At 66.2% G+C, this 12,301-nt stretch carries 10 protein-coding genes; all 10 read left to right on the top strand.

The genetic code is table 11. From position 1 onward, the window contains the following. Positions 1-2: 2 nt before the first annotated feature. The 10 genes from ftsL to murB are packed head-to-tail and all read left to right on the top strand — an operon-like array spanning position 3 to position 12,194. Positions 3-371 (top strand): cell division protein FtsL, encoded by a 369-nt coding sequence (gene ftsL, locus ABGN05_RS05525; protein WP_367953157.1) that lies wholly within the window; start codon positions 3-5, stop codon positions 369-371. Next, positions 368-2,101, top strand: a complete 1,734-nt coding sequence (locus tag ABGN05_RS05530) for a peptidoglycan D,D-transpeptidase FtsI family protein (RefSeq protein WP_367952968.1) — start codon at positions 368-370, stop codon at positions 2,099-2,101. The genes ftsL and ABGN05_RS05530 overlap by 4 nt, the downstream gene beginning before the upstream one ends. 54 nt (positions 2,102-2,155) lie before the next feature. Further along, on the top strand, positions 2,156-3,610 hold the full coding sequence (locus tag ABGN05_RS05535; protein WP_367952969.1) for a UDP-N-acetylmuramoyl-L-alanyl-D-glutamate--2,6-diaminopimelate ligase: 1,455 nt from the start codon (positions 2,156-2,158) through the stop codon (positions 3,608-3,610). Further along, entirely contained in the window at positions 3,607-5,037 is a 1,431-nt protein-coding gene (locus tag ABGN05_RS05540; RefSeq protein WP_367952970.1) for a UDP-N-acetylmuramoylalanyl-D-glutamyl-2,6-diaminopimelate--D-alanyl-D-alanine ligase, read from the top strand. The genes ABGN05_RS05535 and ABGN05_RS05540 overlap by 4 nt, the downstream gene beginning before the upstream one ends. Before the next feature lie 26 nt (positions 5,038-5,063). Then, positions 5,064-6,146 carry a phospho-N-acetylmuramoyl-pentapeptide-transferase gene (mraY, locus tag ABGN05_RS05545; protein WP_367952971.1) on the top strand — a complete coding sequence of 361 codons (1,083 nt, stop codon included), beginning with the start codon at positions 5,064-5,066 and terminating at the stop codon, positions 6,144-6,146. A gap of 2 nt (positions 6,147-6,148) precedes the next feature. Continuing rightward, positions 6,149-7,549 carry a UDP-N-acetylmuramoyl-L-alanine--D-glutamate ligase gene (gene murD / locus ABGN05_RS05550; protein WP_367952972.1) on the top strand — a complete coding sequence of 467 codons (1,401 nt, stop codon included), beginning with the start codon at positions 6,149-6,151 and terminating at the stop codon, positions 7,547-7,549. After that, complete coding sequence (gene ftsW, locus ABGN05_RS05555; RefSeq protein WP_367952973.1) at positions 7,549-8,700, top strand: putative lipid II flippase FtsW; 1,152 nt, start codon at positions 7,549-7,551, stop codon at positions 8,698-8,700. The genes murD and ftsW overlap by 1 nt, the downstream gene beginning before the upstream one ends. A 1-nt stretch (position 8,701) precedes the next feature. After that, positions 8,702-9,829, top strand: a complete 1,128-nt coding sequence (gene murG / locus ABGN05_RS05560; RefSeq protein ID WP_367952974.1) for an undecaprenyldiphospho-muramoylpentapeptide beta-N-acetylglucosaminyltransferase — start codon at positions 8,702-8,704, stop codon at positions 9,827-9,829. After that, entirely contained in the window at positions 9,826-11,232 is a 1,407-nt protein-coding gene (gene murC, locus ABGN05_RS05565) for a UDP-N-acetylmuramate--L-alanine ligase (protein WP_367952975.1), read from the top strand. Before murG ends, murC begins: the two co-directional genes overlap by 4 nt. Next, positions 11,229-12,194, top strand: a complete 966-nt coding sequence (murB, locus tag ABGN05_RS05570; RefSeq protein ID WP_367952976.1) for a UDP-N-acetylmuramate dehydrogenase — start codon at positions 11,229-11,231, stop codon at positions 12,192-12,194. Before murC ends, murB begins: the two co-directional genes overlap by 4 nt. The last annotated feature ends 107 nt before the right edge of the window (positions 12,195-12,301 follow it).

Below are 12,301 nucleotides of genomic sequence, written 5' to 3' on the forward strand. Positions count from 1 at the left end.
GACTGTTTCGCACCACGGACATCCTTCTCATCGCGGTCATGGTCGCGGCCGCGGCCTTCACCTACAAGACGAAGGGTGCGGCGGAGGACCAGCTTGCCGCCGTCCGCCAAATCGAACGGCAGATCAGGCTCGAAGAAGAGACGATCGACCTGCTGAAGGCAGACTGGAGCCTGCTCACCCAGCCGGTGCGGCTCCAGAAGCTCGCGGAGGTCTACCAGACCGAACTGAACCTCCAGCCCCTCCTGCCTGAGCAGATCGTCGAAGCCCGGGACATCCCGATCAAACCGGTGGACGAGGACGACCCCGGATCCCCCGACGCCGTCGCGAAGGGGACGAAGGACGCAACCGTGACCGGGAGCACCACGCAATGAAGGGTCTGTTGAGGAGAGTCGGCGGGATCGTACGCAGGAAGCCCGCGCAGGCCGATGGCGACCAGGTAGCCATCGTCGTCGATGGCGCGCGGAAATCGACGGGCGGGCGCGCGAAATCGCGTGTCTTCATGACGATGACGGCTTTCTTCGCCATCTATGCGGTCATAGCCGGTCGTCTCGTCTATCTCGGGCTCCAGGACAGGGAGGAAACCAGCATCTTCGGCGGTGCGCGGATGGCGGCCTCCCGCCCCGACATCGTCGACCGCAACGGTCAGGTGCTCGCGACCGACATCAAGTCGGCGTCGCTCTTCGCCGAGCCGAGGCGGATCGTCGATGCCGACGAGGCCGTGGAACTCCTCGCCTCGGTGCTCCCGTCGCTCGACTACGAGCAGACCTACAAGAAGCTCAAGAGCGGCTCCGGTTTCGCCTGGCTGAAGCGCGAGATCACGCCGAAGCAGCAGAACGAGATCCTGCAGCTCGGTTTGCCGGGTATCGGCTTCCGGCCGGAAAAGCGGCGCTTCTATCCCGGCGGACCCACCGCCTCGCACATCCTCGGCCTCGTCAACGTCGACAACCAGGGTATCGCCGGAATGGAGAAATACATCGACGGGCAGGGGCTCGCCGATCTTCGCGCCACCGGGATGGTCGCCGCGTCGGAACTCGAGCCGGTACGGCTTTCGATCGACCTCAGGGTCCAGCACATCGTCCGCGATGAGCTTGCCGCGGCGATGGATCGCTACCATGCGATCGCGGCGGGCGCCGTCGTGCTCAACGCCAAGACGGGCGAAATCTTCGCCATGGCGTCGGTGCCCGATTTCGACCCGAACAATCCTTTCAACGCCAACGACAAGGACCGGCTCAACCGCATGTCGGCGGGCGTCTACGAGATGGGCTCGACCTTCAAGAGCTTCACCACGGCCATGGTGCTCGACGCGGACAAGGCGACGCTCGACAGCCGGTACGACGCGTCGCGGCCGATAAGCTTCGGACGGTTCACGATACGCGACTTCCATGGCAAGGGACGCGTGCTGACGGTGCCGGAGGTTTTCATCTACTCCTCGAACATCGCGTCGGCGAAGATGGCCGAGAGCGTCGGAGTCGCGGGCCATCGCGAATTCATCAAGCGGCTGGGACTGCTGGACCGCATGGTGACGGAACTGCCGGAAGTCGCCAGCCCCACCGAGCCGAAGGAGTGGAAGCAGCTCAATTCCATCACCATCGCCTTCGGCCACGGCATGGCGACCACGCCCCTGCAGACGGCCGTCGCGGCGGCGGCGCTGATGAACGGCGGGACGCTCATTCCGCCGACGTTCCTGCCGCGTAGCGAGGCCGAGGCGCAGCAGGTCGGCCATCGGGTGGTACAGCCGCATACGGTGAACGACATGCGCTATCTCTATCGGCTGAACTCCGAGAAGGGGTCCGGCCGCCGGGCCGAGGTGCCGGGCTATCGTGTCGGCGGCAAGACGGGCACTGCCGAGAAGGTGATCAACGGCCGCTATTCGGGCGACAAGCGCTTCAACGCCTTTCTCGCCGCCTTCCCGATCGATGATCCGCAGTACATCGTCCTTTCGGTCATCGACGAGCCGAAGCCCGAAAAGCCCGGAATGGGCGCCACCGCCGGTTTGAATGCGGCGCCGATCGTAGCCAATATCATCCGCAGGGCCGCACCGCTGCTTGGCGTGAAGCCCGTTTTCGGCCATGAAAACGAGGCACAGCTGGTATTGAACTGATGATTCCCTATCGGCGCGCCGCTGGGACGGCGTCTCGCGTCTCGAAGAAATTGAATGAAGCTCAGTGATCTTGCCGAAATTCTCTCCGTCGAACCCGCTGCCCTGGGGGAGCGGATCGTCGAGGGGATTACCTCGGATTCTCGTGCCGTGCGGCCGGGCTTCGTGTTTGCCGCGCTCAGGGGCGGCAAATCGGACGGTATGGCGTTCGCGTCCGACGCGGCGGCAAAGGGCGCGATCGCCGTGATCGCAGCCCTGGATGCCGATGCGCCGGATCTCGGTATTCCGATCCTGAAATCCGCCGACCCGCGCCGCGCGCTGGCACTTGCCGCCGCCAGTTTCCATGGCCGTCAGCCGGAGACCATGGTGGCGGTGACCGGCACGAGCGGCAAGACCTCGGTCGCCGCCTTCGTCCGCCAGATATGGGCGCATGCGGGCATGCACGCGGCAAGCGTCGGGACGACGGGCGTCGTGGCGCCGGGGCGAACGGAATACGGTTCGCTGACCACGCCCGATCCGGTCGCGCTGCATGCGCTGCTTTCCGAACTCGCTGATGCCGGCGTGACGCACTGCTCCATGGAGGCATCGAGCCACGGGCTCGACCAGCGCAGGCTGGACGGAGTGAGGCTCGCGGCCGGCGCGTTCACAAATCTCGGCCGCGATCACATGGACTATCATCCGACCATAGAGGACTACCACCGCGCCAAGATGCGTCTGTTCGAGGACCTGCTGCCGAAAGGCGCGCCGGCCGTCATCTTCGCCGACGACATTTGGTCGCCGCCGACGATCGACGCCGCCACGAAGGCGGGCATGGACGTGCGCACGGTGGGAAGGAAGGGAAGTTTCCTGACGCTGAAGCGGGTCGAGCACGAGCGCAGGCGCCAGCGCGCCGAGATCGAGGCCGACGGCGCGATCCACGAGATACTGCTCCCGCTGGCGGGCGACTTCCAGATCTCCAACGCACTCGTCGCAGCAGGTCTGGCGATCTCGACCGGCGTCGCGGTCAACGAAGCGCTGAAGGCGCTCGAACATCTCGAAGGCGCGCCGGGGCGGCTCGATCTCGTCGGCTCCACCGTGGCCGGTGCGCCGATTTACGTGGACTATGCGCACAAGCCGGAAGCTCTGGAGAACGTCCTGTCGTCGGTGCGCCCCTTCACGACCGGCCGCGTCGTCGTCGTGTTCGGTTGCGGCGGCGACCGCGACAGGGGAAAGCGGCCTATCATGGGCGAGATCGCGACGCGTCTGGCTGACGTCGTCATCGTCACCGACGACAACCCGCGCAGCGAGGCGCCGGCGGAAATCCGTGCCGAGATCCTGAAGGCCGCGCCGGGCGCGATCGAGATCGGCGATCGGCGCGAGGCGATCCGGACAGGGGTCGGCATGCTGGCGGGCGGCGACACGCTGATCGTGGCCGGCAAGGGACACGAGGAAGGCCAGACGGTCGGCATGGTCACCCACCATTTCTCCGACCATGAAGAAGTGCGCAACGCCTTGGCGGAGCTCGCCCGATGAGCGCGCTGTGGACGGGCGCGGCGATGGTCGCCGCCATGGGCGGGCGGCCCCTCGGCCACCTGCCGGAGGGGGTCACCGGCATTTCGATCGACACGCGCACGCTGGCGTCGGGCGAGGCCTTCTTCGCCATCAAGGGCGACAAGTTCGACGGGCACGATTTCGCGACCGCCGCCATGGCCGCCGGCGCCGGCCTCATGGTGATCGCCGAAGACAGGCTGGCGTCGCTCGGCCGGCTCACCATTCCCGTGATCGTGGTTGAAGACGTTCTCCACGCGCTCGAACTCCTGGGCGCCGCGGCGCGGGCGCGTTCGAAGGCGAAGGTGATCGCGGTAACCGGCTCGGCCGGCAAGACGAGCACGAAGGAAGCGCTGCGGCTGGCACTGTCGCGTTCGGGCAAGGTGCACGCAGCCGAGAAATCGTTCAACAACCACTGGGGTGTGCCGCTGACGCTCGCCCGCATGCCGCAGGACACCGACTTCGCGGTATACGAGATCGGCATGAACCATCCGGGCGAGATCCGGCCCCTCGTCAAGCTGGTCCAGCCGCATATCGCGATCGTGACGCTGATCGCGGCCGCCCATCTGGGCCATTTCCACTCGCTGGACGACATCGCGCGTGCGAAGGGCGAGATTTTCGAGGGTGTCACAGCCGACGGCCATGCGCTCGTCAATCGCGACGACCATCGCTGGGGGATACTGGAGAAGCTGGCGAAGGAAGCCGGGATCCAGCACGTCCACGGCTTCGGCGAACATTCGCGCGCGACCTACAAGCTCCTGCAATGCGACCTGCACCCAGATTACTCCACGATCGCGGCCCGCATCGGAGGCGACGAGGTCGTCGCGCGCATCGGTGCGCCCGGACGTCACGTCGTGCAGAACGTGCTGGCAGTTCTCGGCGCAGCGCATCTCGCGGGAGCCGACGTGGCCGGCGCCGCAGACGCGATGGCCAGCCTCAAGGCCGAGCGAGGCAGGGGCGCACGCCTGACGCTGAGTCACCCGGACGGGCCGTTCCTGGTGATCGACGAGAGCTACAATGCCAATCCCGCCTCGATGAAGGCGGCGATCGATCTCCTCAGCAACTCGGAAGCGCCCGGCGGGCGACGCATCGCCGTCCTGGGCGACATGCTGGAACTCGGCTCCCACTCCGCCAGGCTGCATTCCGCGCTCGCCGAGGTCATCCGGGAATCCCGGATCGAGCGGCTCTATCTGGCCGGCGCCGAGATGTCCGCCCTTCGCGACGAACTCGGATCCGAGTTCCCGGTGGAATACCGCGAAAAGGGCGAGGAACTTCTGCCGCTTCTCGTCTCCGGCGTGGGGGCCGGAGATGCGATCATGATAAAGTCGTCGAATGGAATCGGCTTTTCCAGGATTGTCGACGCTCTTGCTGCCCGGTTTCCCGGCAGCGGTGTCGGCCCCGGTGGAGACTGACAGATGAACCGGGGGAAATACTTCGAATGTTGAGCCTTCTCGTGAGCGCGTCGGACCAGGTCTCGGTCTTCAACGTGTTCCGCTACATCACCTTCCGGACGGGCGGTGCGCTGATCACGTCGGCGCTGATCGTCTTCATGTTCGGGCCGACGATCATCAATTCGCTGCGGCTGCGGCAGGGCAAGGGTCAGCCGATCCGCGCCGACGGGCCGCAGACGCACTTCAAGAAAGCCGGCACCCCGACGATGGGCGGGCTGATGATCATGACGGGTATCGTCGGCTCTTCGCTGCTATGGGCGAACCTGTCGAGCGTCTATGTCTGGGTCGTGCTCACGGTGACGCTCGGCTTCGGCGCCATCGGCTTCTACGACGACTACATGAAGGTGACGAAACAGAGCCACCTGGGCATATCGGGCAGGATCAGGCTTGGCCTGGAATTCCTCATCGCCGGCCTGGCCTCATGGACGATCATGCAGAACGGGCAGGCGCCGTTCTCCTCGTCGCTCACCTTTCCCTTCGTCAAGGATTTCATCCTCAACCTCTCGATCTTCTTCGTCCCCTTCGCGGCCTTCGTGATCGTGGGGGCCGGCAATGCCGTGAACCTCACCGACGGGCTGGACGGGCTGGCGATCGTGCCGGTGATGATCGCGGCGTCCTCCTTCGGCGTCATCGCCTATCTCGCGGGAAACGCGGTCTTCGCGGATTATCTGCAGATCCACTTCACGCCGGGGACGGGCGAACTCGCAGTGGTGCTGGGGGCCGTCATCGGCGCCGGGCTGGGCTTCCTTTGGTTCAACGCGCCGCCCGCTGCGATCTTCATGGGCGATACCGGGTCGCTCGCGCTCGGCGGCCTCATCGGGACGATCGCGGTCGCCACCAAGCATGAAATCGTGCTCGCCATCATCGGCGGCCTCTTCGTGATGGAGGCGCTGTCGGTGATCATCCAGGTTGCCGTCTTCAAGGTGACGGGCAAGCGCGTCTTCCTGATGGCGCCGATCCACCATCACTTCGAAAAGATGGGCTGGACCGAGAGCCAGATCGTGATCCGCTTCTGGATCATCGCGGTGATCCTGGCGCTGATCGGCCTCTCCACGCTGAAACTGAGATAGCGATGATACCGGCCCGTTCCTTCGAGGGAAAGAAGGCCGCGCTGTTCGGGCTTGGCGGTTCGGGCATCGCGACCGCGCGGGCCCTGATGGCGGGGGGCGCGGAGGTCGTCGCGTGGGACGACAATCCAGACAGCGTGTGCCGGGCCGGCAAGGAAGGGGTCCCCATCGCGGATCTTCGCCGACTGGACTGGTCGGGCATCGCATCCTTCGTGCTGTCGCCCGGCGTTCCGCTCACCCATCCGAAGCCGCACTGGACGGTCGAACTGGCGCGCGCCGCCGGCGTCGAGATCATCGGCGACATCGAACTCTTCGTGCGCGAGCGCCGGTGGAGGGGCGCCGATGCTCCCTTCATCGCCATAACCGGCACGAACGGGAAATCGACCACGACGGCGCTTGCGGCTCACATCCTTTCCTCCGCCGGACGCGACGCGCAGATGGGCGGAAACATCGGCCGGGCGGTGATGACGCTGGATCCGCCGGGCGAGGGCCGCGTCTACGTGGTCGAATGTTCGTCCTACCAGATCGATCTCGCCCCTTCGATCGACCCGACCGCAGGCATCCTGCTCAACCTCACGCCCGACCACATCGACCGTCACGGGACAATGCAGCACTACGCCGAAATCAAGGAAAGGCTGGTCGCCGGCAGCGGGACCGCCATCGTCGGTGTCGATGACGGCTGGGGCGTGCAGATCGCCGAGCGGCTGGAACGGGCGGGACGCCGGGTGATCCGGATATCGAAGCGCCTGCCGCTCGCCGATGGCATGTTCGCCGAAGGGCAATTCCTGATGCAGGCCAGCGGCCGCAAGACAAGCCGTCTGGCCTCGCTGGAAGGGATCGGATCGCTGCGGGGACAGCACAACGCCCAGAACGCGCTCGCGGCCACGGCGGCCTGCCTGGAGATCGGGCTCGACATCGAGGAGATCCGGGCGGGCCTGCGAAGTTTTCCGGGGCTCGCGCACCGCATGGAGCAGGCGGGAAGGGCGGGAAAGGTGCTCTTCGTCAACGATTCCAAGGCCACCAACGCCGATGCCGCGGCACCCGCGCTCTCCAGCTTCCCGCGAATCTACTGGATCGCCGGCGGCTTGCCGAAGGAGGGCGGCATCGAGCCGCTGCGCGGCTTCTTCCCGCGCATCGCCAAGGCCTACCTGATCGGCGAGGCGGCGCCCGGCTTTTCCGCCACGCTGGGCGAGGCGGTTCCCTACGAGATATCAGGAACGCTGGACGCGGCCGTGCGCCACGCCGCCGCCGACGCGGCGGCCGACGATCATCCCGAACCGGTGGTTCTGCTTTCCCCGGCTTGCGCAAGCTTCGACCAGTACAAGAATTTCGAGGTTCGCGGCGATGCCTTCAAGGCCGCCGTCGCCGCGATCGAAGGCATCCGACCGATCGGAGGGACACGCTGATGGTAAGCCGCGTCGACAGGGGACTGACCGCAAGCTGGTGGTGGACGGTGGACCGCTGGTTCCTGGCCGCCTTCCTCTCCCTGATGGTACTGGGCATCGTCTTGTCCTTCGCGGCCAGTCCCGCGGTTGCCGAGAGGATCGGACTGGAGAGCTATCACTTCGTCGAACGCCAGATCCTGTTCATGGTGCCGGCAATGATCGCCATGATCGGCGTTTCCTTCCTCTCGACGCGCAACATCCGGCGCCTTGCCCTGCTCATGCTGGTCGGATCGCTGTTGCTCATGGTCGCCGCCCTGTTCATCGGCGTAGAGGTGAAGGGCGCGCGGCGCTGGGTCTCGCTCGCCGGCATCTCGATCCAGCCTTCCGAGTTCATGAAGCCCGCCTTCGTGGTCATCTGCGCGTGGCTCTTTTCCGAACACCAGCGTCAGCCCGAGATACCGGGAAACCTGTTCGCCATGATCCTGCTCGGCCTAGTGCTGGCGCTGCTCGTCGCGCAGCCGGACCTCGGCCAGACGATGCTCGTTCTCGGCACCTGGGGGGCGATGTTCTTCATGGCCGGCATGCCCTGGCTGTGGATCCTCGTGCTCGGGGCGATCGGTGCCGCGGGCGCCGCCGCGGCCTATTCGGCCTTTCCCCACGTAGCGGGCCGCATCGACCGGTTCCTCACGGGCGAGGGCGACACGTTCCAGGTGGACACCGGACGCGAAGCGATCATCAGGGGCGGCTGGTGGGGGCAAGGGCCCGGCGAGGGCTCGGTCAAGCGGATCCTGCCCGACAGCCACACCGATTTCATCTTCTCGGTAGCGGCCGAGGAATTCGGCATCGTGCTCTGCTTCCTCATCGTGGCGCTGTTCGCGTTCATCGTGCTTAAGGGGCTCAGGATCGCCTACCGGGAGGAGGACAACTTCTCCCGCTACGCGATCTCCGGACTGGTCATCGTGATGGGCTTCCAGTCGATCATCAACATGGGGGTGAACCTGCAGCTCATGCCGGCCAAGGGCATGACGCTCCCCTTCATTTCCTACGGCGGTTCCTCGCTGGTTGCGATGGCGATCTCCATGGGCATGGTGCTGGCGCTCACCCGCCGCAGGCCCGAACGCCGCAAGACCTCCGTCTTCCCCTACGCGCCCCGCGCGCTGGCTGCCGAGTGACATGGACAAGGGCACGATCCTGCTCGCCGCCGGCGGTACCGGCGGCCATGTCTTTCCGGCCGAGGCGCTCGCGCACGAGCTGAAGGATCGCGGCTGGTCCGTGCATCTGGTGACGGACGGCCGCGCGGAACGCTTCGCCGGGAGCTTTCCGGCCGACGGCATCCACACCGTCCCGTCCGCCACGATCGGTTCGCGCAACCCCATTGCTCTCATCCGCGCCGGTCTGACGATCTGGTCGGGGGTCAAGGCGTCGACCAAGCTCATCAACCGGCTGAAGCCGAAGGCCGTGGTCGGTTTCGGCGGCTATCCGACACTACCGCCGCTCTTCGCCGCGACGCGGCGCGGCCTGCCGACGCTGGTCCACGAGCAGAACGCGGTGATGGGCCGCGCCAACAAGGCTCTGGCGGGGCGCGTCACGGCGATCGCGGGCGGGTTCCTGCCGGCCGGCAATGGCCCGAACGCGGACAAGATCGTCCTGACGGGGAACCCCGTGCGGCCGGCAGTGATCGAAGCGTCAGCGAAGCCTTACGAAACGCCTTCGCCGGCTGGTCCGTTTGATCTGCTGGTCTTCGGCGGAAGCCAGGGCGCGCAGTTCTTCTCGCAGGCCATTCCCCCGGCGGTCGCCACTCTTCCGGAAGGGGAGCGCCAACGGCTCCGGGTAACGCAACAGGCCAGAAAAGAGGACGAGGCGGAAGTACGCGAGGCTTATGCCGCCGCCGGAGTGCCGGCCGAAGTGGGGCCCTTCTTCACGGACATGGCAAACCGTATCGCCGACGCGCATCTCGTCATCTCGCGCGCCGGGGCATCGACCGTCTCGGAGATCGGCGTCATCGGCCGCCCGGCTCTGTTGGTTCCCTATCCGCACGCGCTCGACCACGACCAGGCGGCCAACGCCGCCGCGCTCGCTGCGGCCGGAGGCGCCGAGGTGCACCCGCAGGCATCGCTTTCGACGGACACGATCGCGCAATTGATCGGACGCTTCATGCGCGAGCCGCAAACGCTCGCCACCATGGCTGCGGCGGCAAGATCGACGGGGAAGCCGGATGCCACGCGGTTGCTCGCCGATCTCACGGAGGCTATTGCCTCCGGCCGAACGGCAAAGGAATTCAGGGAAGGAGCCCGGCCATGAAGATGCCGGAGACGATCGGGCTGGTCCATTTCATCGGGATCGGCGGCATCGGCATGAGCGGCATCGCCGAGGTGCTGCACAATCTCGGCTACGAGGTGCAGGGATCGGACCAATCCGAGAGCGCCAACGTGCAGCGCCTGCGCGAGAAAGGCATCCGGGTCTTCGTCGGTCATGCGGCCGAAAACCTGGGCTCGGCTGAAGTAGTCGTAGTCTCCACCGCGATCAGGAAATCCAATCCCGAGCTCATGGCGGCCCGTGAAAAACTGCTGCCGATCGTGCGGCGGGCCGAGATGCTGGCCGAACTCATGCGTTTCCGCCAGGCGGTGGCGATCGGCGGCACCCATGGAAAGACGACGACGACGTCCATGGTCGCCACCCTTCTCGATGCTGGCGGGCTCGACCCGACGGTCATCAACGGCGGCATCATCAATGCCTACGGCACCAATGCCCGGATGGGCGCGGGCGACTGGATGGTGGTGGAGGCCGACGAGAGCGACGGCACCTTTTTGAGGCTACCGGCCGAGATCGCGGTCGTGACCAACATCGATCCCGAGCATCTCGACCACTACGGCAGCTTCGACAAGGTGCGCGATGCCTTCCGCCAATTCGTAGAGAACGTGCCGTTCTACGGCTTTGGCGTGATGTGCATCGACCATCCCGAGGTACAGGCGCTGGTGAGCCGCATCGAGGACCGCCGCATCGTTACCTATGGCGGCAATCCTCAGGCTTCGGTGCGTTTCGAGAACCTTGCCACCGATGGCGCGGCGTCGACCTTCGACGTCGTGGTGCGAAACCGCAAGTCGGGCGAGGTGACTGAGATCCGGAAGCTGCGCCTGCCGATGCCGGGCCGGCACAACGTCTCGAACGCCACGGCGGCCATCGCGGTGGCGCACGAACTCGGCATCTCGGCCGACGACATCCGCAAGGGGCTCCTGTCCTTCGGCGGCGTCAAGCGCCGCTTCACGCCGACCGGCGAATGGAACGGGGTGCAGATCTTCGACGACTACGGCCATCATCCCGTCGAGATCAAGGCGGTGCTGCGGGCGGCGCGCGAGGCCACGAAGGGCCGTGTCATCGCCATCGCGCAGCCGCACCGGTTCACCCGGCTACGCGACCTGTTCGATGATTTTTCGTCCTGCTTCAACGAAGCCGACACGGTCATGGTCGCGCCGGTCTATCCCGCCGGAGAGGACCCTATCGAGGGCGTCACCTCCGAGGCGCTCGTCGCGCGCATCCGCGCCGGCGGGCATCGCGATGCGCGCTTCCTGGAAGGTCCGGACGCTATCGCGCCGTCCATTCGCACATTCGCCAGGGACGGCGACTTCGTCGTCTTCCTCGGCGCAGGGAACATCACACAATGGGCCTACCAGCTACCGAAGGACCTCGGCGGGACACCGGCATGAACCTCGGCAACGATCTGCTCGCGAAGCTGGGTGACAGGATCTCGGGCGTGCGTGGCCGCCTCACGCCCGACGCCGCCATGGACAAGATCACCTGGTTCCGCGCCGGAGGCACCGCCGATGTGCTGTTCCAGCCTGCCGACGAGGACGATCTCGCAGCCTTCCTGAAGGCGGTACCGGCGGAAATCCCGCTGACGGTCGTGGGGATCGGCTCAAACCTGCTGGTGCGCGAGGGCGGCATACGCGGCTTCGTGGTGCGTCTGTCGGCCAAGGGTTTCGGCGAGGCCGAGGCGGTCGGTGGGACGCGCATCCGCGCCGGCGCCGCTTCGCCGGACAAGCGCGTGGCGGCTGTAGCACTCGACGCCGGCATCGGCGGCTTCCATTTCTATCACGGCATTCCGGGCGGGATCGGCGGCGCGCTTCGCATGAACGCCGGCGCCAACGGCGTGGAGACGCGCGAACGCGTGGTGGAAGTCCGCGCGCTCGACCGGCAGGGCAATCTCCATGTGCTGGACAATGCGGCGATGGGCTATGCCTACCGCCACTCCTCCGCCCCGAAGGATCTGATCTTCACGTCGGCACTCCTCGAAGGCTTCGCGGCGAGCCGCGAGGAGATACGCCACGCGATGGACGAGGTGCAGCACCATCGCGAGACCGTGCAGCCGATCCGGGAGAAGACCGGCGGCTCGACCTTCAAGAACCCGCCCGGGACATCGGCCTGGAAGGAGATCGACAAGGCCGGCTGCCGGGGCCTGATGATCGGCGGCGCCCAGATATCGCCCATGCACTGCAACTTCATGATCAACACCGGCACCGCCACCGGGTACGATCTCGAATACCTGGGCGAGACGGTGCGGGCTCGGGTGCTCGAGCATTCCGGCATCAGGCTCGAATGGGAGATAAAGCGCCTCGGCGAATTCCGGCGCGGTCACGAGGTGCAGGAGTTTCTGGGGCAGATGCTTTAGCTCCGGATCTGCGGTCGTGCGAACGGCGTCCCATTGCAGACGGCTGGGATCGGCAATGTTGCGCGAGGCTGGAATCTTCACTGCGCCGATGACAGAAACTCGGCCTT

This window comes from Aquibium pacificum, from assembly GCF_040839445.1.
Classification (GTDB): domain Bacteria; phylum Pseudomonadota; class Alphaproteobacteria; order Rhizobiales; family Rhizobiaceae; genus Aquibium; species Aquibium pacificus.

Excerpts from the sequence above, each read along its gene's own strand:
- ABGN05_RS05540 (WP_367952970.1), top strand. The coding sequence starts at position 3,607 with ATGAGCGCGCTGTGGACGGGCGCGGCGATGGTCGCCGCCATGGGCGGG.
- ABGN05_RS05530 (WP_367952968.1), top strand. The coding sequence starts at position 368 with ATGAAGGGTCTGTTGAGGAGAGTCGGCGGGATCGTACGCAGGAAGCCC.
- mraY (WP_367952971.1), top strand. The coding sequence starts at position 5,064 with ATGTTGAGCCTTCTCGTGAGCGCGTCGGACCAGGTCTCGGTCTTCAAC.
- murC (WP_367952975.1), top strand. The coding sequence starts at position 9,826 with ATGAAGATGCCGGAGACGATCGGGCTGGTCCATTTCATCGGGATCGGC.
- murD (WP_367952972.1), top strand. The coding sequence starts at position 6,149 with ATGATACCGGCCCGTTCCTTCGAGGGAAAGAAGGCCGCGCTGTTCGGG.
- ftsW (WP_367952973.1), top strand. The coding sequence starts at position 7,549 with ATGGTAAGCCGCGTCGACAGGGGACTGACCGCAAGCTGGTGGTGGACG.
- murG (WP_367952974.1), top strand. The coding sequence starts at position 8,702 with ATGGACAAGGGCACGATCCTGCTCGCCGCCGGCGGTACCGGCGGCCAT.
- murB (WP_367952976.1), top strand. The coding sequence starts at position 11,229 with ATGAACCTCGGCAACGATCTGCTCGCGAAGCTGGGTGACAGGATCTCG.
- ABGN05_RS05535 (WP_367952969.1), top strand. The coding sequence starts at position 2,156 with ATGAAGCTCAGTGATCTTGCCGAAATTCTCTCCGTCGAACCCGCTGCC.